Below are 22,496 nucleotides of genomic sequence, written 5' to 3'. Positions count from 1 at the left end.
TCGTCGTCAGCGCCGGTCGTACTTGATCATCGAGCCCTTAGCGAGGTCGACCGGGTACTTCTGCTTCGTCGTCTCGAGCTTGTCGAGCACGAGCTGCGCCGGGTCGGCGCCGATGCGGTCGGCCAGGAGCAGGCAGTAGGTGAGGACGTCGGCGAGCTCCTCGCGCACCCGCGCCTCGTCGGCCTCATCGCTCCACTGGAAGCATTCGAGCAGCTCGGCCGCCTCGATCGACACGCTCTTGGCGAGGTTGGGAGCGGTGTGGAACTGGGCCCAGTCGCGCTCGGCGACGAAGGCGCGCAGGGCGGCGAGCACGCGGTCGTCGGTCATGGGTTCACGGTATCCCGGTACTCACGGGTGACCCCGGTGCGCGTGCACCGGGGCCGCCACGAGCGTCTGGCGGCTCGCCGACTACACCCAACCGAACACGAACGGCAGGTACGTCACACCAGCGAGGAACACCAGGCACAGGCCGAACCACGGCAGCATCGGACGGATGATCTCGGAGATCGAGAGCTTCCCGATCTTGCTCGCCACGAGCAAGACCAGGCCGACTGGCGGCGTGAGCAGTCCGATGCCGAGGTTGACCACCATGATGAGGCCGAGGTGCACGGGATCGATGCCGACGGCGGTCGCGACCGGCAGCAGCAGCGGCACGAACACAATGAGCGCGGCGTTCGTCTCGATGACCGTGCCGATGATGAGCAGCAGGAGGTTTATCAGCAGCAGGATCAGCAGCGGGTTCTCGGTCAGCGACAGCATCGCCTGCGTGATCTGCTGCGGGATCTGCCCGGAGATGAGCGCCCACGAGTACATCTGAGCGGCCGCGATCACGAGCATGATGACGCCCACGAGCAGACCGGACTCCGTGAGGGAGTGCACGATCTTCTTCCAGGTGAGCTCGCGGTGCACGAAGAAGCCGATGATGAGCGCGTAGAACACGGCCACGGCGCCGCCCTCGGTGGGCGTGAAGATGCCCATGCGGATGCCGCCGATGATCACGACCGGCAGCAGCAGCGACCAAACGGCCCGGCCCATCGCTCGCATGACGTTGCCGAAGCTCTCACGCGCCTCCGCCGGCTGGCCCTGGATGATCGCGGCGACGTACGCCGCAGCCATGAGGACCACGACGAACGCGATGCCGATGAGCAGGCCGTAGAAGAAGAGGTCGGCGATAGACGCCTGCGCGAGGACGCCGTAGACGATCAGGTTGATGCTCGGCGGGATCGTCACGAACATCGCGCCCGCGGTCGCCATCACGGACACCGCGTAGGTGGGCTTGTATCCGCGGGCGACCATCTGCGGGATCATCAGGCGGCCGACGTTCGAGGTGTCGGCGACCTGGGATCCGGAGATGCCGCCGAAGATCGCGGTCGTGATGATCGTCACCTGCGCGAGGCCGCCGCGTATGGAGCCCACGATCGCGTAGGCGAAGTCGACGAGGCGCTGGGTGATGCCGGAGGCGTTCATGAGCGCGCCGGCGAGGATGTAGAGCGGGATCGCGAGCAGCGGGAAGCTGCGGATGCCGGCGATCATGCGCTGGGCGGTGACCTCGAGCGGCACGGAGGAGAAGAACTCGATGCCGAACATGGAGGCGAGCGCGAGGGCGACGCCGATGGGCGCGCCGATGAGGAGCAGGAGGGCGAAGCCGCCGAGGAGTGCGTAGCCCATGCTCAGATCCCCGCCGCCGGGCCCTGCGGGCGGCCGTCGGCCTCCGCCTCGAGCTGCTCGATGACCTGCTGGTCGGCGTCCTCGACGAGCGTTTCGATGCGGCCGCGGGCGAAGAGCACCGCGCGCTCCACCGAGAACACGACCGAGAGCGCGCCGCCCACGATCACCGCGGCGTAGACCCAGGAGACCTTCGCCTGGATACCGAGGCCACCCGCGATGCCGGCCAGCAGCTGCCGTTCAGCGGCGGGCAGCAGTTGCACCGTGAGCCACACCAGGATCGAGAACATCAGCACGGTCAGCGCCGCGATGCCGATGGCGGCGACCTTCGCAACGGTGCCGGAGAAGCGCTTGATGACGAAGTCGAGCGTGAGGTGCTCGCCGCGGCGGAGGCCCAGCGGGATCGCGAGCATCGAGACCCAGACGAAGATGCTGATCGCGAGCTCCTCCGACCAGACGGTCGGGGCGTTCAGCGCGTAGCGCGCGACGACCTGCAGGAAGATCACCGCCGCCAGCAGCCCCAGCCCGACGACGACCAGCCAGGCGGCGGTCTTGTCGAGGATGCCGAGGATGCCTCCCGAGAGCCCGGGCGGGCTCGGCATCCATCTGCGCTCGTGCATGGCGACTCTCCTTCGAATCCCTCGGCCGCTCCCGCTCTGCTCGGGAGAGGTCGACCTCTGTCGAGTGACTGGTCTACCAGTGATGCACGTCGATGTGCAACGTTCCACGCTCAATGTCTTTGATTGCAACGCTTTTTTGACCTTATTGGTCGACCACTTGACATGAGCAAGGCGCGCAGTGCACGATCAGTCCGCGCACCGATGATGGCGGTGCACCACCTCGAAGGAGAGACATGCAGCTGGCAGCCACGACGATCGCCATCGTCGGATCCGGATACATGGGCGGCGGCATCGCCCAGGTGCTGACCCGAGCCGGAGCCCGCTGCGTCCTCATCGACACGGACGCCGCGCGAGCCGAGTCCGGCCACGCCCGGGTCATCGCCGAGACCGCCGACCACGTCGCGCGGGGCTACCTCACCGCCGAGCAGGGCTCGAGCGTCGCCGCGAACCTTTCGTGGTCGGGATCGCTCGCTGAGGGCGTCGTCGGCGCCGACATCGTGTTCGAGGTCGTCTTCGAGGAGCTCTCGGTGAAGCACGAGGTGCTGCGCGCGATCGAGGCCGTGATCGGCGACGACGTCGTCATCGCCACCAACACCTCTGCCATCCCGATCGGCGACCTGGCCGAGGCGCTCGAGCGCCCGGAGCGCTTCCTCGGCGTGCACTTCTTCAACCCGGCGACGCTGCTGCCGGGCGTCGAAATCATCCCCCACGCGAGCACGGACGCATCCCTGCCGCCGCTCATCGCGGGCCTGCTCACGGAGGCCGGCAAGGAGCCGGCGATCGTCAAGGACACCCCCGGCTTCGTCTGCAACCGCCTGCAGTTCGCGCTGTTCAAGGAGGCCGCGCGCATGGTGGAGGACGGCCACGCCGACGCCGAGCAGATCGACACGATCGTGCGCGCCTCCTTCGGGTTCCGCCTCGCGCTCTACGGCCCCTTCGCCGTGGCCGACATGGCGGGCCTCGACATCTACGCCAACTCCTACGTCTCGCTCGAGCGCGCCTTCGGCGACCGCTTCGCCGTGCCGCCCTCGCTGAAGGCGCGAGTGGAGGCCGGCGACCTCGGCATCAAGACGGGCGGCGGCTACCTCGGGCTCGACGCCGAGGCCGCCGCGAGCATGGTCGCCCAGCGCGACAACGCCTACAGCGAGCTCTCGCGCCTGCGGCGCGAGCTCGCCGAGGACGCAGCCTGAGACCATGACCCTCATGGACGAGACCACACCCGCCGCCGACGCGGCACCCTCGACGCCGCACGGCAGCGGGGTGCGCGAGGCGATCGTGCACGCGCTCACGACGCGCATGTTCGAGGGGCCGCACATGGCCGGCTCCAAGCTGCCGAGCGAGCGCCAGCTCGCCGAGGAGCTCGGCGTCAGCCGGGCGCAGGTGCGCGAGGCGATCCAGTCGCTCGGCCTGCTCGGCGTGGTCGAGATCCGTCATGGCGACGGCACCTACTTGCGCGAGTCGGGCGGCGACCTGCTGCCGCGCGTCATCGAATGGGGCCTCTTCCTCGGCGAGCGCCGACTGCTCGAGCTCGTCGAGGCCCGCCAGCACATCGAGATCGTGCTCGCGGGCCTGGCCTCGAGGCGCGCGACGCCCGCCGACCTCGCATCGCTCGAGGCGCTCCTGGCCGAGATGGACGCCATCTCCGGCGACGCCGCGGCGTTCGTCGACCTCGACATCCGCTTCCACCGCACCATCGCCGACGCCGCACGCAACTCCGCGCTCGCCGACATGCTGTCGAACATCACCTCGCTGCTGCGGATCTGGATGTCGCGCTCGCTGCGCGCCGCTGGCGAGACCGACAGCTCCTGCTCCGAGCACGCCACGATCGTCGCCGCCATCGCCTCCGGCGACCGCCGCGCCGCCGAGTCGGCCATGCGCAGCCACATGCGCGGCGCCGAGCGGCGCCTCCGCCGCACCCTCGGCGACGCCCCCGCTTCCCTCCACGCGACCGACCTCCGCGAGGACGGCCCGCTCCGCTAGCCCCCCCCCCTGCAGCCGACGCCTACCGGAGCACCCTGTCCTCCGGAGTCGGTCGACTGCGCCCTCCACCCACCACCACAGGAGACGCATCAATGAAGATCACTTCCCGCCGCGCCACCACCGGCATCGCGGCCATCGCCATCGCCGGGCTCGCCCTCACGGGCTGCTCGAGCGCCGAGGGCGGCACCACCGAGGACGGCAGCATCGCGCCGATGGCCCTCACGCTCGGCCACGCCTACGCGGTCGACAGCCTGCAGCACCGCGCCGCCGAGCAGCTGGCCGAGGAGGTCTCGACCCTCTCCGACGGCGCGATCACCATCGAGGTGTTCCCCTCGGCCCAGCTCGGCAGCTGGGAGGAGATGCAGGAGGGCCTCGAGATCGGCTCGACGAACATCGTCATCGAGAGCCTCGGCTCGCTCGAGCGCTACACCGACCTCGCCGCGATCGAGGGCCTCCCGTTCCTCTACGAGGACGAGGAGCACTTCTTCGAGGTGTGGGACGGCGAGATGAAGGACGAGATCCTCACCGCCGTGCGCGACGACTCCGGCTTCCAGCTGATCGGCAGCCTGTACCGCGGCGGCCGCGTGCTCAACTCGACGCGCCCGGTCGAGGGCCCGGCCGACCTCGGCGGCCTCAAGCTGCGCGTGCCCAACCAGCAGACCTACATCGACACCTGGCAGGCGCTCGGCGCAGCCCCGACGCCGATGGCGCTCAACGAGGTCTTCTCTGCCATGGAGCAGGGCGCGATCGAGGGCCAGGAGAACCCCCTCGACGTCGTCCGCTTCTCGTCGTTCTACGAGGTCGCGCCGTACGTGACCGAGACGAACCACCTCTACGGCAACTTCCACTTCCAGATGTGGGGCGACACCTTCGACGGCTACGCGCCGGAGGTGCAGGAGATCCTGCTCCAGGCGGCCGACACCGTCTCGTCGACCTACCGAGAGACCTCGATCTCGGAGCGCGAGGAGCACCGCGCGTTCCTCGAGGAGAACGGCGTGGAGTTCTACCCGATCGACCTCGCCGAGTGGCGCCAGCCCACGGCCGGCCTCATCGAGCAGGCCGACCCGCAGGTGCGGGAGTGGGCCGAGACCATCATCGGCCTCCGCGGCTGATCACCCCTGCGGTGCCCGCGCCCTCGCGCGCGGGCACCGCACCCACCCCTTGGAGGAGACCCATGCAGCTCGGCGTCATCGCTGACGACTACACCGGCGCCACCGACCTCGCCGGCATGCTCGTGCGGGCCGGCTTCCGCGCGATCCAGCACCTCGGCGTCCCCGATGACGGTGCCTCGTCCGACGCGGACGTCGTCGTCGTGGCGCTGAAGTCGCGCAGCATCCCGGCCGCCGAGGCCGTCGAGCAGTCGCTCGCGGCAGCGCGCTGGCTGCGGGCACGGAGCGCCGACCGGCTCTACTTCAAGTACTGCTCCACCTTCGACTCCACCGATCGCGGCAACATCGGCCCCGTCGCCACGGCGCTCGCCGACCTCGTCGGCGCGGAGCGCGTGCTGTTCGCGCCCTCGGTGCCCGAGAACGGCCGCGTCGTGCGCGACGGCGACCTCTTCGTGCACGGCGTGCCGCTCGCCGAGTCGCCCATGCGCGACCACCCCATCAACCCCATGCGCGAGAGCGACCTGCGCCGCGTGCTCGCCGCACAGGTCGACGAGCCCGTCGGCGCGGTGCCGCTCGCTGCGGTCCGCGACGGGGCGGAGGCGGTGCGCGCCGCCGTCGCCGACGCGGGTCCGCGCCTCCGCATCGCCGACGCCGAGACCGACGGCGACCTCGACGCGCTCGCGCTCGCGCTCGCCGACGCCCCGCTGCTCACCGGCGCCGCGGGCCTCTCCGCAGCCCTCGGCCGCGTCGTGCTCACCCGGGACGCCGCGGCGGATGCGCTCGTGCTGCCCGACGGTCCTGCCGCGGTGCTCTCGGGCTCCTGCTCCGCCGCGACCCGACGCCAGGTTGCGCTGCACCGTGCCGCGCATCCGGCCTTCGAGGTCGACGTGCACCGCATCGTCGCCGGAGAGCCGGTCGTCGAGGAGGCCGTGGCGTTCGTCGCCGAGCACCTCGACGAGCGCCCGCTCGTCTACTCGTCGAGCGATCCGGAGGTCGTGGCCGCCGTGCAGGCCGAGCTGGGCATCGAGGCCTCGTCGCTCGCGATCGAGGCGGCCTTCGCGCGCATCGCGGCAGGCATCGCCCGCGAGGGCGTGCGCCGCATCGTCGTCGCCGGCGGCGAGACGAGCGGCGCGGTCGTGAACGGCCTGGGCGTGCGCGCCCTCGCCATCGGCGCCGAGGTCGACCCCGGCGTCCCGTGGACGGTCGCCCTCGACGGCGACCGCGTGGGGCTGCTGCTGAAGTCCGGGAACTTCGGCGGCGACGACATCTTCGACCGGTCGCTCGACCTCACGGAAGGGAGCGTGCGCGCATGAGCGAGCTCGCGGACGCGATCGTCGACCTGGGTCGGCGCCTGGACGGACTCGGCATGGCTCCGGGCACCAGCGGCAACCTGAGCGCGCGCGACGGCGACACGATCGTCGTCACGCCGACCGGAGCGATGCTCGGCGCGCTCGACCCCGACGCGCTCTCGCGCATCTCGCTCGCCGGCGAGCACCTCGACGGCCCGCGGCCCACCAAGGAGTCGGTGCTGCACGCCGCGGTCTATCAGGAGCGGCCGGAGGCGCGCGGCATCGTGCACACGCACTCCCCGTGGGCGCTGGCGCTCTCGTGCCTCGACGACCTGCCTCGGGAGGACGCGCTGCCGCACTACACGCCGTACTACACGATGCGCGTCGGGCTGCTGCCGCGGGTCGCCTACGTGCCCCCGGGCGATGCAGGCCTCGCCGCGGCATGCGCAGCTGGGTTCGCGGCGGATGCCCGCGCGAACGCCGTGCTGCTCGACCGGCACGGCCTCGTCGCCGTCGGCCGCTCGGTGGGCGACGCGGCAGCGATCGCCGAGGAGCTCGAGCTCGCCGCGCGCCTCCACTTCACGCTCGCGGGCCACGCGTTCACGCCGCTGAGCGCGGCGGAGCAGGACCCGCTGCGCTAGACGGCGCTCGCCAGGCTCGCCCCGCACTCGCGGCACTCCGCCGCCTCCGGCACCACCATGAAGCAGCTGGTGCAGGTGACCTCGCGCATCGCCGCGGGCGCGGGCTTCGTCGACTTCGGCGTGCGCGGGGCTCGAGGGGTCGTCGAGCGGGGCGCCCTCGTCACGGGGCGTGCCGAGGTGCGCGGCGTCAGCTGGGGACGCCCGCCGTTCTCCGGCAGCTCGGCGCCGTACAGCCGGTAGCAGTCGAAGCGGTCCTCGGCTGCGCGCTGCTCGCGCGACTGCACCGTGGTGCCGGGCACGGCGCCCGCGTGGTCGCCCACCGACAGGTCGGCGCGCACGCACAGCGAGGCGATCCGGGGCTCGCCGCGGCCCGCCGCATCGGTCGCGACCCGCGTGAGCACGCTGCCGACCCACTCCTCCGCGGGCTGCTTGGTCGAGATGCCGGTGGCAGCCTGGATGCGGGCGCCGAGATCCTCCTCGGTGATCCAGGCGCCGTACTCGCGCGCGGTCTCGAGCAGCACCTCCCGCGCCGCGGGCCACCACTGGCGGATCGCGTCGGACTGCGAGACGTACTTGCCGTTGGCGAGGTCGGGCATGGGGCTCCTCCGATGGTCCGACCTTCCACGCTACGCGAAGCGCGGCGCACCTCGAGCCGAGGGGGCCGAGCGAGTCGAGACTGAACGACCCGTCAGGATCCGCCGACGCTCAAGTGATGCTCAAGGATTCGCCCGGGCGAGGCGCGCGGTCGCGCGAGCCGTACGCTCATCCCAGACGGGAGACCGGAAAGGGTATCCGTGTCCGCGTCTCGGCCTCCAGCACCCATGGGCCGTCTCCCTCATCACCTCGAAGGCACGCCGATGACCGACCCCTCCTCGCCCCCCAACCAGCCCGCCGCCTGGCAGCAGCCGAACGGCGCCGCCGTTGCGCCGCCCCCGTACGCTCCGCCTCCGACCGGCCCGGCGCGTGGGATCCGAACTTCGTCACCCACTTCACGACGATCGCGGGGCAGTGACATGCGACAGCACGATTCGAACGCTCGGCGCGCGACGCTCGGCTCGGCGATGCGTCGAGTGCGCGTCGCCGTCGCGGCCGCCGCCCTCGCGGCGACCGCGGTCTCGCTGATCGTCGCGCCAGCAGCTCCGGCTGAGGCCACCCTGCCGACCGGTCAGGAGTGGATCGGCGGCAAGGATCTCTACGCGACCAGCGTGCTGATGTCGCAGAAGATGGCGCCCACCACCACCGTCTACCTGACCTCAGGAGAGTCGGGCGCGGATGCGTTGGCCGTGCCTCCGGCCGCGTCGGCCACCGGCGCCCATGTGCTCATGGTGCGCCGCGACTCGGTACCGGCAGTGGTGGAGCAGGAGCTGCGCAGGCTCAATCCTCGCTACGTCAACGTCGTCGGCAACGCGAGCGTGCTCAGCAATGCCCTCTGGGCCGACGTGCGCTCGATCCTGCCTCGCGCGAGCATCTACCGTGTCGGCGGCCGCGACCGCGTCGATTCCGCGCTGCAGCTGCTCGACCACGTCACCCGCAGCAACGGCTACCTGACGACCGCCTTCGTCATCGGCAGCCGGGGATACTCCGACGGGCTCGTCACCGGCACCGTCGCCGCCCGCATGGGCGCGGCGATCGTCCCGGCGGTCGGCGACCCCGTCGCCTGGGCGAATCGCGTGGCGCCACGGCTGCAGGACGTCGGTCAGGTCTTCTTCATCGGCAGCGGCTCGGTGCTGCCGGAGGCGTACATGGATGCGCTCTACTGGCGCATCCCTGGCGACGTCGAGCGGATCTCAGGTCGTGATCGATACCGCACGAACGCAGCGGTGATCGACCGCTTCGTCTTCGGCATCAGCGCGAACCACGTCTACCTGGTCGCGGGCAACGGTCACGGCGACACGATCGGGGCGTCCGTGCTGGCCGCCTCCCAGAACTCGGTCATGATGCTCTCCGGCCGCTACTGCCACGATCACACCGCGGTGCCCTCGCAGATCGACAAGCTGGCCGTGACGAAGATCATCGGCGTCGGTACGCGGCATTGGATCACTGCGGACGCCTTGAAGTTCCGCATCTGCGGGACGGGCTACTACGGCGGCACCACTCCGCAGTACGCACCTGGCACCCGTCAGCTCGTGGATGTCTCGGAGGCGAACTGGTTCACCAAGGAACAGCGCCTCGCCGGCCGCCGATACGGCACCTTCCAGGGCGGCACGATCAGTGGCGGCGCGGGCACGCACACCGTTGCACTGCCCCCCGGAGCGCGGTGGGGAGTGCTGCAGGCGACCCACGCGCCGAACGACGAGTGGAGCTCGTTCTCGGTCAACGTGCTCGACGCGCGGCTCGAGCTGCAGGACATGCCGATCTACGACTCCGGCGACTCGTTCAACGGCACCGGTCTGCTTCGGACGACCGACCGCTTGGACCCTCCTCGCTACGTCCGCGTCGAGGCGGATGACGCCTGGTCGCTGACCGTGCGCGACATGCGCCACGCGCCGATGCTGGCCTTCTCGGGATCCGACTCCGCGATCGGACTCTACGGAGGGTCCGAGGCATGGATCACCGCCGCGGGGCTCAGTGACTCGACGTTCATCCGCGAGGAGCACTTCCTCAACTACTCGGATCTCTGGCTCTCGGTCGACCGCGGCCAGACGGTAAGCGGCACGCTGCAGCAGGGGCCGTCGATCGTCGTCATCGAATCGACTTCGTTCGACAGCGGTTCCGACCGCTGGCAGATCTCGCTCCGAGCGAAGTAGGCGGCGACGCGCTGAGGGGGACGGTAGGCGACGAGCAGGGCGCCGAGGACCGGCCCTTCGTCTACGGCGCGGGCGGCAGCACCGGCGGCGCGACCTGCGCCGCCTCCCATCGCCGCCCCGCGATCGACGAGAGCCACTCGGCGATGAGCCCGAGCCAGCCAACGCCCCAGGCGATCGCGCCGACGAGCGCGAGCACCATCGATGCGTCGTGCAGCGGGGAGTCGCCGCCCGAAGAGCCGAGCAGGATCGTGAGCGTCGACTGCACCGACGCCATCGTGTCGCCGCCGTCGACGATCGCCAGCCCGACCAGGACGACGCCGCCCGAGGTCAGCCACGCCCACGCGATCGCGCGGATGCGCGCCCACCGCGGCGCACGCAAGGTCGCGCCCCGCCGCAGCATCCCGCGAGCCGCGGCCAGCACGAGCAGCGCGTAGCCGCCGAGGAGCAGAGGCGACATCCAGATCGCGCCGACCATGAGCCAGCCGAACGACGGCAGCTTCACGGCGAGCGCCAGCAGCGGCGCCGCGATCGCGATCCAGCCCGCGACGCGCAGCGCGCGGTCGGGGGTGGCGACAGCAGGTGCGGCGGCAGTTGGCCCGGAGGCGGCGGCGCTCATGCGGCGAGCATGCCGCAGGCAGGTGGGAGCGCGCCCTACCGCGCGCCGCTCTCGACGAGCCGCTCCAGCAGCGTCGCGAGCTGCGCCCGCTCGGCATCGTCGAGGGCGTGGAGCGCCGTGAAGTCGGCGCTGATCGCGACGGCCAGACGCTCGCGCACATCCGCGCCGGACTCGGTGGCCGAGAGCAGCTTCACCCGGCGGTCCTCGCCGACGCCGCGGGTGGCGAGGCCGGCCTCCTCGAGCTGGTCGGCGACGCCGGTGACGTAGGAGGCGTCGACGAGCAGGCGGTCGGCGATCTTGCGCATCGGCATCGGGTCGTCGAGCAGCAGCAGCACGCGAGCAGCCGGCGGCGCGATGCCGAAGCGCTCCGCGGCGCGGGCGAAGTCCTCGCGCGCGAGCGCCGCCGCCCGGTGCAGCAGCACGGCCAGCCCCCTGGCCTCGTTGATCGCGTCCACGCTCGTCACGCGCTCAGGCTACTCCCGACGAATAGATACTTGACCGAGTCAAGCATCGGGCGGATCATGGGCGCATCGGAGCCCGGGCCCCGGCCCGGCCGAACCCACGGAGGAGCCATGACCACCGCATCCGAGCCCGTCACCACACCCCTTGACCCCGCTACTACGGCCCTCGACCCGCCCGCCGCGCGCACCCGCCCGGGCCTGCTCGTGCGCGGCCTCGCCGCCGCCGGCATCGCCGCGCTCGTCAACCTCGCGATCCTCGCGGTCGCATCCGCCGCGGGCGCCTCGATGGTCGTCGCACAGGGCGGCGCCGAGATCGCGGTCGGGTTCCTGCCGGTCGCCGTCGCGACGCTCGTGCCGCTCGCGCTCGCCGTCGTCGTCGCCTGGCCGCTCGCCAAGCGCTGGCCTCGCACCACGCCGATCCTCGCCTGGGCGGGCCTCGCGGTCGCGGCTGCCTCGACCGCCGCGCCGCTCACGGGCGCGCTTGACACCGGCACCGGCGTCTCGCTCGCGATCATGCACCTCGTCGCGGGCGCGAGCTGGTTCGCGGCGCTCATCACGAGCCGCCGCTGACCGGGGATTCCTCAGCGTCACCTCAGGCGCTCAGGACTCCGATGGCGTGTGTCGTAGGTGCTTGCTAGCGTTCGATGCAAGCGGACCAGCGGTCCGCCTCTCGCGCGACAGAGGCACCCTCCCAGCGCATCGGAACACCGTCACGCACCTGGGAGCCCGCGCCATGCTGCTGCGCCGACCTGCCTTCGTACCCGCCATGATCGCCGCGATCCTGCTCGCGCTGCTCGCTGCCTTCATCCAGGTGCCCGCAGCCAACGCGGTGGTCACGAACGTGTCGTGGATCGGCGGCAAGGACCTCTACGCCACGAGCGCGCTGATGTCGCAGCAGATGGGCAGCGCGCGGGTCGTCTACCTGACGTCGGGCGAGTCCGGTGGCGACTCCTTGTCGGTGCCGCCCGCCGCACGCGCGCAGGGAGCGCATGTGCTCATGGTGCGTCGAGACTCGGTGCCGAGCGTCATCGAGGCCGAGCTGCGGCGCCTCAACCCCCGTTGGGTGCACATCGTGGGCAGTCGTTCGGTGCTGTCCGACCGGCTCTGGTCGAACGTTCGCCGGATCCTCCCGAGCGCGACGATGTACCGCGCGGGCACGAACAGCGGCGATCGCGTCGACTCGGCCATCGCGCTGGCCTCGCAGCTGCGACAGGCGAAGGGGTCGATCCGCGACGTCTTCATCATCGGACGCAACGGCTACTCCGACGGCCTCGCCACGGGCAACGTCGCCGCACGGATGGGCGCTGCCGTCTTCCCCGCGATGGGCGACCCCGCGGTATGGGCGCGCAAGATCGCGCCGCAGCTCAGCGGAGTGCAGCGCGTGCACTTCATCGGCGCGAGCTCGGTGCTCTCCGACGACTACTACCGAGCGCTCGACGCCCGCACGAACGCGACGATGAGCCGCATCGCCGGCCCCGACCGCTATGCCACGAACGCGCAGGTCGTGCAGCGCTTCGTGCCCTCGATCACCGGCGACCGCGCGTTCCTCGTCGCCGGCAACGGCCATGGCGACACGATCGGCGCCTCGGTGTTCGCGGCAGAGCTCGGCTCGGTGATGATGCTGTCGGGCCGCTACTGCCACGACCACGGCCTCGTCCCTGCGCAGTTCGATCGACTGGGCGTGGGCGCCGTCACGGGCATCGGCACGAAGTTCTGGATCACGCAGGATGCGCTGCGACTCCGACAGTGCAACTCGAGCCCGCCTTCCCCGATCGACACTGTCGCGCCCGCTCCGACCTCCGCGAATTATGGTGGTCTCGTAGAGCTCACGTTCTCCCTACGCAACCCGAGCAACTTCGGCGTCACAGCAACTATTCGCTTTGATGCGCAACCGGCGCTCGCTGGCGGATCGTTCTCAATCGGCGGAGGCGCTTGGCAGCAGGCCTCGACGAGTTCGGCCGCCGCCATTGCCGCGGGAGCCTCGACCTCGGTTCGAGTTCGAGGCTCCGCGGCCGGACCCGTTGGCGGCGGAACGTTTCCTGTGACGCTCACCGTCGACGGGCAGGCGTTTCGAACCGATCTCACGGTGCGCCCTGCACCCGCCACTTGGCAGATCTCGGCGTCACCCGCGACCACCGTGTCCCCTGGGGAGCGGAGTTCGGTGAGCTTCACCCTGGAAAACCGCGGAGGGATCGACGGGTCGACGTCGCTCGCGGTGACCGTGCCTCCCGCTCTGAGCGCTGCGACCGTCCGCATCGACGGCAGCGTGCCCCAGGCGGCTTCCGCAGCCTTAAACCTGACCGTCCCCGCAGGCGCCGCGAAGTTGGTCGTCGTCGAGTTCGATGCGGGCGGCCCGGCAACGGGAGGCACCTACCAGGTCAGGGCAGCCGCTGGCGGCCGCGCCGCGGCGGCAGCAGTCACCGTGTTAGCCGCGCCTGCGAACTTGAGCGTCACGGCACCGGCAACCGCCTCAGTGCCGTATGGCGCGCAAGTCGAGCAAGTCTTCATCGTCCGGAACACGGGAGGCGAAGCAGCGTCGGCCAGCCTTCGCATCGAGATCGATTTTGACATCCAGGAGCAGACGGTCTCGCTTCCGGGGCGCATCCTGCACGGACAGTGGTGGCAGTCGGTCTCCGTCGCGGCAGGCGAAGAACTCCGCATCGTCGTGGGAGGCGTCGCCGGCGGCTCGGTCCTCGGTGGCACCCTTCGAAGCGAAGCGTTCTTGGACGGCATCGGCACAGCGGCAACGACTGCGGTCCTACCTGCACCAGCCCAGCTATCAGTCAGAACAGCCACCGCCACCTCAGTCGAGTACGGCGGCCAGTTCCGCCTCAGCTTCACCATCGCCAACCATGGAGGCGTCGCCACCACGCAGCAATTGACAATCGCTAGCCCGGCGGAGTTGTTCGAGCTGGAAGTCTACGCAAACGGCTCATCTGCCCCATACCGAGGGGAAATCGGCATCACCGTGCCAGCGGCTGGCTTCGCTCACATCCAGGTCACTGGACGAGCGACTGGTTCGCAGTCCGGCGGCACCGCATCGGTGGCAGTGCAGATCGGCGGAGCGACGGGAACTGGCTCTGTCGCGATCCAACCCCATGTCGCTCCCGCTGCGCCTCCTGGTGCGCTGTCCCCAACTCGCATCGCGGACTCGGCCTCGTTCTCGCCCCTTCAGGCGGAGGCCGGCTCGCGGTATGGCGTCTTTGGTTCGTGGCAAGTTCGAGGCTCGGGCAGTGCTTACGTCGTCCTGCCGCCCGCAGCGAGGCACGCATTACTCACGGCAAGTTCGTCCGGCGGACGATTCGTGGTTTCGCAGGTCTCTTCAACGCTGACCAATCGTGGCGGGCTCATCGCGAACTCGACCGCCGCCTACCATGGCTCGGTCGTGCACGACAACCGCTTCGTGTTCAATCCCTTCTTGCACGTCGAGGCCACGGGTGATTGGACCATCACGCTTCGGGACATGCGGCATGTGCCGCCGCTGACCCAAGCGGGTAGCGGCGATACCGTGGGGTTGTGGTCCGGGGCTGACAGCTGGGCGACGCTCAGCACTGAGGTAGGCAACTCTCGGCTCGAATTCGACGCCATCTACGACCCGTTGACGTCTGGATACGACTACGGCTCAGCATCCGAACCACCACGGTTGAGGTTCGTCGACGCCCCATTGGTAGTTACTGTGGACGTTTCCGAGTCGACGTCGAATCGATGGATCTTGACCGTCGCGCCCTAAGCCCACTGAGCGCCGAGGATCGAGAGCCCGTGACCGTGCTTTGAAGAGGATGGTCACGGTGACTGTCGCCATTCGAGCACCGTCACCGTAGGCCCGACGCCATCTGGCCAATTGTCACGCAGATCGCAGTTCGTCTAGCTCCCGACGCCATCGCCGGTTGGCGCAGTTCGGTTGACCGATGCTTTCGAGAGACCTCGCGCTCCCGGCTAGGCCTCTAGTTCACCCGTCGTGTCAATCGCGCGCAGCCGCCTTCCCCGGCGCCGTCTCCGGCGACAGCCACGCCGCGACGAACGACAGCACGGCGGTGAGGAGCACGAAGACGCCGATCGCGAGCGTCGTGTCGAAGGCCGCGAGCAGCGCCACGCACACGACGGGCACGAGGCCGCCGAGCGCGGAGGTGAGCTGGAAGGCGAGCGACGAGCCCGTGTAGCGCAGCTGCTGCGGGAAGAGCTCCGGCAGGAACGCGCCCTGCGCGCCGTACATGATCGCCCAGGTGAGGATGCCGACCGAGACCGCCGCGACGATCACGAACGGCGAGCCGGTGTCGAGCAGCGGGAAGAACACGAAGCCCCACACGGCGGTCGCGGCGGCGCCCACGAAGTAGATGGGGCGACGGCCGATGCGATCGGACAGCCGCCCGGTCAACAGGATCACCGGGATCGACAGCGCCGAGCCGACGACGAGGCCGATGAGCACGACGGAGGAGTCGGCGCTGATCTGCCGCAGGTACGTGACCGACACGATCGTGAAGACGTAGTAGCCGGAGAAGACGACCGCGGTCGCGCCCATGCCGAGCAGCAGCGCGCGCCACTGCTGGCGGAAGACGTCGGCCACGGGCACCTTCGCGACGGCTCCGGCTGCCTCGAGCTGCTTGAACGCGGGCGTCTCCTCGAGGCGCAGGCGGATGTAGATGCCCACGATCAGCAGGATCGCGGAGGCGATGAACGGCAGGCGCCAGCCCCAGGCGGCGAACTGCTCGTCGGTGGTGGCGGTGACCGTGAGCAGCACGGCGCCGTTCGCGAGCAGCAGGCCGAAGGGCGAGCCCAGCTGCACGAACGAGGTGCCTCGGCCGGCGTGCTTCGGGTCGCCGTTCTCGGAGACCATCAGCACGGCGCCGCCCCACTCGCCGCCGACGGCGAAGCCCTGCACGAGCCGCAGCAGCACGAGCAGCACGGGCGCGACGATGCCGATGGTGCCGTAGACCGGCAGGCAGCCGATGAGGATCGTGGCGACGCCCATGATCACGAGGGTCGCCATGAGCGCGCGGCGGCGGCCGATGCGGTCGCCGAGGTGGCCGAACACGGCGGCGCCGACGGGCCGGGCGAAGAAGCCGACCGCGAAGGTCGAGAGCGACAGGAGGACGCCGATGGCGGGGTCGCCCGTCTCGGGGAAGAACAGCACCGGGAAGACGAGCGCGGCGATGGTGCCGTAGACGAGGAAGTCGTAGAACTCGAGCGTGTTGCCGACGACGCTCGCCACCATCACCCCGCGCGGCGACAGGCCTCTGCTGGATGGATTGTCAGACATCGTGCTGGGGTCGGTCGTGGTGCTCATGGTCGTCCTCCGCGTCGTTGCGAATCTCCTGGCACGGGCCGGACGCGACGGATCGACGCGACATTGCCCGATTGTCAGGCGATCATACGGATCGCACAGCGACCCGACAAGTACCGCGACGGCCAAGCGTAGAATCCAGGCAGCGAATCAACGCGCCCAGCGTGCCACTTGCACTTTGTCGGACAATCAGGCATTGTGACTCCCGCGCGCGCCGTCCCTGCGCGCACCAGTACAAGGAGGTACTCGTGAGCACGAGCTCTACGACGACGGCAGCGCCGTCCAAGGCGAAGGTGGCCGTCGCGGTCGCCGTCGGCAACTTCATGGAGTGGTTCGACTTCGCGGTCTACGGCTTCTTCGCCGTGATCATCGGCCAGCTCTTCTTCCCCGCCGACACGTCGGAGTTCGTCGCGATCCTCTCGTCGCTGGCGGTCTTCGCGGTCGGCTTCTTCATGCGGCCGCTCGGCGGCTTCATCCTCGGCCCGATCGGCGACAAGTACGGCCGCCGCACGGCGCTCGCCGTCTCCATCCTCGCCATGGGCATCGCGACGACGATCATCGGCCTGCTCCCCGTCTACGCGACGGTCGGCATCCTGGCGCCGATCCTGCTCGTGCTCTGCCGCTGCATCCAGGGCCTCTCGGCCGGCGGCGAGTGGACCGGCTCGGCCGCGTACCTCATCGAGTCGACGCCGACCGCCCACCGCGGCAAGTTCGGCTCGGTCATCTCCGCGACGGCCGCGCTCGCGACGATCGCGGGCAGCCTCTTCGCGCTGCTCCTCAACAACATCCTGAGCCCCGAGGACCTCCTCAGCTGGGGCTGGCGCGTGCCGTTCCTGATGGCCGCGCCGCTCGCGCTCATCGGCCTCTACATCCGCATGCGCCTCGGCGAGACGCCGGTGTACAAGTCGGTGGAGGCGAGCGACAGCAAGGAGAAGGCGCCGATCATGCGCGCCTTCAAGGAGAACTGGCGCCCGATCCTCCTCACCGTCGCGATCGCGGCCGTGCAGGGCACCGGCTTCTACTACCTGGCCACGTTCATCGTGAACTACCTCATGACGACGGTCGGCATCGAGCGTCCCGAGGCCCTCGCGATGAGCGCCACCGGCCTCACGGTCTACATGATCCTGTGCCCCGTCGCCGGTGCGCTCTCCGACCGCTTCGGCCGCCGGAAGCTCAACATCATCGGCACGATCGGCTACATCGTGCTGCCGATCCCGGTGTTCATGCTGATGTCGGGCGCCGGCGGCGGCTTCGCCCCGGTCGTGCTCGGCATGATCCTGCTCACGATGACGCAGGCGCTCGTGTCGGTCACCACCGTCGTGATGCTCGTGGAGCTCTTCCCCGCCTCGAACCGCTCGAGCGCCAGCGCGATCGGCTTCAACTTCGCCCTCGCATTCATCGCCGGCCCGGCGTCGTACATCGGCACCTGGCTCGCGGGCGCCACGGGCAACCCGGTCTCGCCGGCCTGGTACCTCGTCGTGCTAGCGCTCATCGCGCTGCCCTTCATCTGGAGGTGGCTGCCGGAGACCGCGGGCCGCGACATCACGGCCGACCACCAGGCGGAGCGCGGCGACGCCATCGGCCTCGACCTCGGCCACCTCGAGGACCACGTGGCGGCGCCCACTTCGACCGAGCAGCGATAGGACGCAGCGGATGCGCAACCCGGTGTCGACCAGCGGCGTTCCCACGAACACCGTCACGATCGTGCAGTACGGCACCCGTCAGGGCCACAAGTCGGAGGTGTACCTGAACTGGGGCATTTACGGCCGGCCCGACGAGCCGATCGGCATGGACTACTTCGTCTGGCTGGTGGAGACGCCGACCGGGACGATCCTGGTCGACACCGGGTTCAGCCGCGAGGGCGGCGCCAACCGCTCGCGCACCTTCCTCGCCCACCCCGTGAAGGCGCTCGCCGCGCTCGGCGTCGACGCCGCCACGGTGCCAGAGGTGCTCGTCACGCACGCGCACTACGACCACATCGGCAACCTCGACGCCTTCCCCACCGCCCGGGTCACGATCTCGGCCGCCGAGCGCGACTTCTGGTCGAGCGGCATGGAGCGTCGGGCGCAGTTCCACCACTCGGTGGAGGATGCCGAGCTCGAGACGCTGCGGCGCATCGAGGCGGAGGGGCGCCTGCGCACCTTCGACGACGAGCTCGAGATCGCCCCCGGCGTGCGCATGGTGCGCGTCGGCGGGCACACGCCCGGCCAGTCGATCGTGCTGGTCGACACGGCCGAGGGCACCGTCGCGCTCGCCTCGGACGCGATCCACTACTACGAGGAGCACGACGACGACGTGCCCTTCGCCTACGTGGCCGACCTCCCCGCGATGTACGCGGGCTTCGACCTCCTGCACGCGATGGTCACCGACGGCCGCGTGCAGCACCTCGTCTCGGGGCACGACCCCTCGACGCTCGACCGCTTCGGCCGCATCGCCGACGGCCCCCTGCCGGGCCTCACGGCGCGCATCGGCTGACGCCGGCCCGACCCCACCCCAGCCATCCCGCAGCAGAGAAGGAGCGCACGCAGCATGACCACCCCACAGAGGTTCGAAGGCCTGGTCGCCGTCGTGACCGGCGCCGCGGGCGGCCTGGGCGCCGCCTCCGCGCTGCGCCTGGCCGAGGAGGGCGCGCGCATCGTCGCCGTCGACCGCGACGAGCGGATCGTCGAGGCGGCCGCGCAGCTGCCCGGCGAGGCGATCGGCGTGGTCGCCGACATCGCCGACGAGGCCTCGGTCGACGCGTACATGGCTGCCGGCATCGAGGCCTTCGGGCGCATCGACCGCTTCCACCTCAACGCGGGCATCTTCGGCTCCTTCGCGTCGATCCCCGACCTCGGCGTCGACGACTTCGAGCAGGTCATGCGCGTGAACGTGACGGGCCAGTTCCTGGGCCTGCGCGCCGCGTTCCGCCACTACCGCGACCAGGCCGCCGCGGGCACCTTCGCGGGCGGCGCGATCGCCGTCACCGCGTCGATCGCCGGCCACCGCGGCTCGGCCGACCTGCTGCCGTACCAGACCTCCAAGCACGCGGTCGTGGGCCTCGTGCACGGCGCCGCCGTCTACGGAGGCCCGCTCGGCATCCGCGTGAACGGCGTCGCGCCCGGCATCGTGCCGACGCAGCTGTTCGCGGCCGCGGCCACCCAGAAGGGCGGCGGCAACGACATGGTGCAGCGCGCCTCGACGACGCCGCTGCGCCGCGCGGGCGCCGCGTCCGAGATCGCGGGCGCCGTGGCGTTCCTGCTCTCGGACGACAGCTCGTACACGACGGGCGAGATCGTCGCCGCCGACGGCGGCGCCTCGATCGTGAACACCGTGCGCCCCGCCGGCGGCGCGGGCGCGTGGGACGCCTCCGGGCTCGACGCGGCGCTCTTCGCAGAATGGCCGGGAGCACGGTGGCCGGGCGTCCAGCAGGGAGGCCAGGCATGACCGCCACCACCGACCGGGTCGGCTTCATCGGCCTCGGCAACATGGGCGGCCGCATGGCCCGCTGCATCACGGGTGCCGGCGACGCGCTGCTCGGCTTCGACCCGCGCGAGGCGGCGATCGGCGAGGCCGGCGCCTCCCCCGCCGCGAGCGCCGCGGCCGTCGTCGCGGCCAGCGACGTCGTGCTGCTCTCGCTGCCCGACTCGAAGGTCGTCGAGGCGGTCGTCTACGGCGACCCTGCGTTCCTCGAGAGCGTGCGCGAGGGCCAGGTGGTCGTCGACCTCTCCACCGCCTCCCCCGACTCCACCCGCCGCATCGCCGCCGACCTCGCGGCGCGCGGCGCGCACTACCTCGACGCCGGCATCTCGGGCGGCGCGGCCGCCGCCGAGGTCGGCACGCTCACGCTCATGGTCGGCGGCGACGCCGACGCGCTCGCGCGGGTGCGGCCGGTGCTCGACCGCTTCTCCAAGGAGGTCTTCCTCTGCGGCGGCTCGGGCGCGGGCCACACGGTGAAGCTGCTCAACAACTTCCTGAACGCCATCGCCCTCTCGGCGACGGCGGAGGTGATGGTGGCGGCGAAGAAGGCCGACCTCGACCTCGCGACGGTGCTCGACGTGCTGAACGCGTCCTCCGGCGTGAACTTCGCGACCATCAACCGCTTCCCGAAGATCATCCAGGGCGACTACCTCAAGGGCGGGCTCACGAACACGCTCATGCTGAAGGACGTGTCGCTCTACCTCGAGCTGCTCGCGGGCCTCGGCGTCACGAGCCTCAACGCGGCCGGCCCCGTCGCGGCGTTCGGCCTCGCCCGCCAGCTCGGCTACGCCGACGAGATCTCGAACACCGTCGTCGACGCGATCGGCGACGTGTCGGGCGGCGTCCACCTCCACACGCCTCAGCAGACCGAGGAGCCCACCGCATGAAGATCAAGCACCCCCGCGACTACGACGGCACCGCCGGCAAGCCCGGCTCGCAGTTCACCGGCGACGTCTTCCCCTTCGTCACGATGGCGCAGACCGACGGCGTGACGATCAACACGGTCGACTTCACGCCCGGCGCCCGCACCTTCTGGCACCACCACGAGCACGGGCAGATCCTGCAGGTGCTCGCGGGCCGCGGCCTCGTCTGCGCGAACGGCGAGGTGCACGTCATCCGCGCCGGCGACACCGTCTGGTGCCCGCCCGGCGAGCGCCACTGGCACGGCGCCGCCCCCGACTCGTACATGGTCCACACCGCGATCTCCCTCGGGCAGACCGTGTGGGCCGACCCCGTCGCCGACGAGGAGTACGCGCAGCAGCCGATCGATGGAGAGGACCCGACCGATGTTCGCTGAGGGAAGCCACCTGGAGACCTACGAGGAGGGCCTCGCCATCCGCAAGGAGGTGCTGGGCGCCGAGCACGTCGAGCGCTCGATGGCCAAGGTCAGCCCGTTCTCGCGCCCGATCCAGGACTACGTCACCGAGTTCTGCTGGGGCGGCATCTGGTCGCGCGACGGCCTCGACCGCGCCGAGCGCAGCCTCGTGAACCTCGGCATCCTCACGGCGCTGGGCCGCTCGCACGAGCTCGCGGTGCACGTGCGCGGCGCCGTCCGCAACGGCGTGAGGATGCAGCAGATCCAGGAGGTGCTGCTGCAGACCGCGATGTACGTGGGGGCGCCCGCCGCGCTCGAGGCGTTCCGGATCACCGAGCGCGTGCTGCGCGAGGAGCTCGGCGACGAGGCGGTCGACAGCTACCAGGCCGAGGCGGCCCAGGCGTGAGCAACGTCGCCCTCATCGGCCTGGGCAACATGGGCACGCCCATGTCGCGCAGGCTCGTCGACGCCGGCAACCGCGTGCGCGGCTTCGACCTCGTCGAGGCCGCCCGCGAGCGGCTGCGCGAGGGCGGCGGGGAGCCCGCGGCGACGGCGCCGGAGGCCGCGGCCGACGCGACCGCCGTCATCCTCATGCTCCCCAGCTCCGCCATCGTCGAGGCGGTCGTCGAGGAGCTGCTCGACGCCGGCGCGATCGGCCCACAGACGCTCGTCGTCGACATGTCGTCCTCCGAGCCCACCCGCACGCAGGCGCTCGCCGAGCGCCTCGAGGCGGCGGGCATCGCCTTCGCCGACGCCCCCGTCTCGGGCGGCGTGCGCGGCGCCGAGCGCGGCTCGCTCACGATCATGCTCGGCGCGCGCGACGCCGACCGCGAGCGCGCGCACGCGCTGCTCGCGCCGCTCGGCCGCGTCGTCGACTGCGGCGGCGTCGGCGCCGGCCACGCGCTCAAGGCCCTCAACAACCTCCTCTCGGCCACGCACCTGTGGGCGACGAGCGAGGCGATGCAGGCCGGCATCCGCTTCGGCCTCGATCCGGAAGTCATGCTCTCGGTCTTCAACGGCTCGAGCGGCAAGTCGGGCTCCACCGAGAACAAGTGGCCGAACTTCATCGTGCCGGGCACCTTCGACTCGGGCTTCGGCCTGCGCCTCATGCTCAAGGACATGCGGATCGCCACGGGCCTCGCCGAGCAGGTGGGCGCGCCCTCGCGGCTCGGCGCCGACGCGGTCGAGCTGTGGGCCGAGGCGGCCGAGGGCCTCGCGCCCGACGCCGACCACACGCGCGTCGCCGAGTGGATCGCCGCCCGCGAGCGGCTGGCCGCCGGGGCGGACGGCTCCGGGAGCGACGATGGGTAGCA

Annotated in this window: 22 protein-coding genes; 15 read left to right on the top strand and 7 right to left on the bottom strand. The window is 70.8% G+C overall.

Translation table 11 applies throughout. The features are described 5' to 3' along the window. Positions 1–6 precede the first annotated feature (6 nt). The 3 genes from IEW90_RS01600 to IEW90_RS01590 form a co-directional block, all read right to left on the bottom strand. The gene (locus IEW90_RS01600) at positions 7–327 is read right to left on the bottom strand and encodes a nucleotide pyrophosphohydrolase (RefSeq protein WP_188715337.1); all 321 of its coding nucleotides are present in this window, start codon (positions 325–327) and stop codon (positions 7–9) included. An 81-nt stretch (positions 328–408) separates the two neighbouring features. After that, a complete protein-coding gene (locus IEW90_RS01595) occupies positions 409–1,668 on the bottom strand; it encodes a TRAP transporter large permease (protein WP_188715335.1) in 1,260 nt (419 codons plus the stop codon). A gap of 2 nt (positions 1,669–1,670) precedes the next feature. Next, positions 1,671–2,285 carry a TRAP transporter small permease gene (locus IEW90_RS01590; protein ID WP_188715333.1) on the bottom strand — a complete coding sequence of 205 codons (615 nt, stop codon included), beginning with the start codon at positions 2,283–2,285 and terminating at the stop codon, positions 1,671–1,673. Positions 2,286–2,518: 233 nt separating this feature from the next. Between IEW90_RS01590 and IEW90_RS01585 the strand changes: the two genes are divergently transcribed. The 5 genes from IEW90_RS01585 (at position 2,519) to IEW90_RS01565 (ending at position 7,304) form a co-directional block, all read left to right on the top strand. After that, a complete protein-coding gene (locus IEW90_RS01585) occupies positions 2,519–3,475 on the top strand; it encodes a 3-hydroxyacyl-CoA dehydrogenase family protein (protein WP_188715331.1) in 957 nt (318 codons plus the stop codon). Positions 3,476–3,479: 4 nt separating this feature from the next. Further along, positions 3,480–4,265, top strand: a complete 786-nt coding sequence (locus IEW90_RS01580; RefSeq protein WP_229679441.1) for a FadR/GntR family transcriptional regulator — start codon at positions 3,480–3,482, stop codon at positions 4,263–4,265. Between the two features lie 92 nt (positions 4,266–4,357). Beyond that, complete coding sequence (locus IEW90_RS01575) at positions 4,358–5,377, top strand: TRAP transporter substrate-binding protein (protein WP_188715329.1); 1,020 nt, start codon at positions 4,358–4,360, stop codon at positions 5,375–5,377. A gap of 62 nt (positions 5,378–5,439) precedes the next feature. Next, entirely contained in the window at positions 5,440–6,687 is a 1,248-nt protein-coding gene (gene otnK, locus IEW90_RS01570) for a 3-oxo-tetronate kinase (RefSeq protein WP_188715327.1), read from the top strand. Then, positions 6,684–7,304, top strand: a complete 621-nt coding sequence (locus IEW90_RS01565) for a class II aldolase/adducin family protein (RefSeq protein ID WP_188715325.1) — start codon at positions 6,684–6,686, stop codon at positions 7,302–7,304. Before otnK ends, IEW90_RS01565 begins: the two co-directional genes overlap by 4 nt. On the opposite strand, the gene IEW90_RS01560 is transcribed toward IEW90_RS01565, so the two are convergent. Beyond that, the gene (locus IEW90_RS01560) at positions 7,301–7,900 is read right to left on the bottom strand and encodes a hypothetical protein (RefSeq protein WP_188715322.1); all 600 of its coding nucleotides are present in this window, start codon (positions 7,898–7,900) and stop codon (positions 7,301–7,303) included. The genes IEW90_RS01565 and IEW90_RS01560 overlap by 4 nt on opposite strands. 417 nt (positions 7,901–8,317) lie before the next feature. On the opposite strand from IEW90_RS01560, the gene IEW90_RS01555 reads away from it, so the two are divergent. Continuing rightward, positions 8,318–10,051 (top strand): cell wall-binding repeat-containing protein, encoded by a 1,734-nt coding sequence (locus IEW90_RS01555; RefSeq protein ID WP_188715320.1) that lies wholly within the window; start codon positions 8,318–8,320, stop codon positions 10,049–10,051. 61 nt (positions 10,052–10,112) lie between these two features. On the opposite strand, the gene IEW90_RS01550 is transcribed toward IEW90_RS01555, so the two are convergent. After that, entirely contained in the window at positions 10,113–10,667 is a 555-nt protein-coding gene (locus IEW90_RS01550; RefSeq protein WP_188715318.1) for a hypothetical protein, read from the bottom strand. Between the two features lie 35 nt (positions 10,668–10,702). Beyond that, positions 10,703–11,131, bottom strand: coding sequence for a MarR family winged helix-turn-helix transcriptional regulator (locus IEW90_RS01545; protein ID WP_188715317.1), 429 nt, complete (start codon positions 11,129–11,131; stop codon positions 10,703–10,705). 108 nt (positions 11,132–11,239) lie between these two features. On the opposite strand from IEW90_RS01545, the gene IEW90_RS01540 reads away from it, so the two are divergent. Together IEW90_RS01540 and IEW90_RS01535 are read left to right on the top strand one after the other, a co-directional pair. Then, a complete protein-coding gene (locus IEW90_RS01540; RefSeq protein WP_188715315.1) occupies positions 11,240–11,698 on the top strand; it encodes a DUF6069 family protein in 459 nt (152 codons plus the stop codon). Positions 11,699–11,861: 163 nt separating this feature from the next. Further along, on the top strand, positions 11,862–14,858 hold the full coding sequence (locus tag IEW90_RS01535) for a cell wall-binding repeat-containing protein (RefSeq protein ID WP_188715313.1): 2,997 nt from the start codon (positions 11,862–11,864) through the stop codon (positions 14,856–14,858). A gap of 231 nt (positions 14,859–15,089) precedes the next feature. On the opposite strand, the gene IEW90_RS01530 is transcribed toward IEW90_RS01535, so the two are convergent. After that, positions 15,090–16,412, bottom strand: coding sequence for an MFS transporter (locus tag IEW90_RS01530; protein WP_188715311.1), 1,323 nt, complete (start codon positions 16,410–16,412; stop codon positions 15,090–15,092). Between the two features lie 245 nt (positions 16,413–16,657). Between IEW90_RS01530 and IEW90_RS01525 the strand changes: the two genes are divergently transcribed. Genes IEW90_RS01525 through IEW90_RS01495 form a run of 7 tightly spaced genes read left to right on the top strand, consistent with a single transcriptional unit; the run spans position 16,658 to position 22,494 of the window. Beyond that, complete coding sequence (locus IEW90_RS01525; RefSeq protein ID WP_188715309.1) at positions 16,658–18,052, top strand: MFS transporter; 1,395 nt, start codon at positions 16,658–16,660, stop codon at positions 18,050–18,052. Positions 18,053–18,062: 10 nt separating this feature from the next. Continuing rightward, positions 18,063–18,884 carry an N-acyl homoserine lactonase family protein gene (locus IEW90_RS01520; RefSeq protein WP_188715306.1) on the top strand — a complete coding sequence of 274 codons (822 nt, stop codon included), beginning with the start codon at positions 18,063–18,065 and terminating at the stop codon, positions 18,882–18,884. Positions 18,885–18,938: 54 nt separating this feature from the next. After that, positions 18,939–19,835, top strand: a complete 897-nt coding sequence (locus IEW90_RS01515) for an SDR family NAD(P)-dependent oxidoreductase (RefSeq protein WP_188715304.1) — start codon at positions 18,939–18,941, stop codon at positions 19,833–19,835. After that, entirely contained in the window at positions 19,832–20,755 is a 924-nt protein-coding gene (locus tag IEW90_RS01510) for an NAD(P)-dependent oxidoreductase (protein ID WP_229679440.1), read from the top strand. The genes IEW90_RS01515 and IEW90_RS01510 overlap by 4 nt, the downstream gene beginning before the upstream one ends. Then, complete coding sequence (locus IEW90_RS01505) at positions 20,752–21,165, top strand: cupin domain-containing protein (protein ID WP_188715300.1); 414 nt, start codon at positions 20,752–20,754, stop codon at positions 21,163–21,165. The genes IEW90_RS01510 and IEW90_RS01505 overlap by 4 nt, the downstream gene beginning before the upstream one ends. After that, complete coding sequence (locus tag IEW90_RS01500) at positions 21,155–21,589, top strand: carboxymuconolactone decarboxylase family protein (RefSeq protein WP_188715298.1); 435 nt, start codon at positions 21,155–21,157, stop codon at positions 21,587–21,589. The genes IEW90_RS01505 and IEW90_RS01500 overlap by 11 nt, the downstream gene beginning before the upstream one ends. Further along, on the top strand, positions 21,586–22,494 hold the full coding sequence (locus IEW90_RS01495; RefSeq protein WP_229679439.1) for an NAD(P)-dependent oxidoreductase: 909 nt from the start codon (positions 21,586–21,588) through the stop codon (positions 22,492–22,494). Before IEW90_RS01500 ends, IEW90_RS01495 begins: the two co-directional genes overlap by 4 nt. Positions 22,495–22,496: the final 2 nt, after the last annotated feature.

Source organism: Agrococcus terreus, from assembly GCF_014645235.1.
Taxonomy (GTDB): Bacteria; Actinomycetota; Actinomycetes; order Actinomycetales; family Microbacteriaceae; genus Agrococcus; species Agrococcus terreus.
This window is presented reverse-complemented; position numbering and strand designations above follow the sequence as displayed.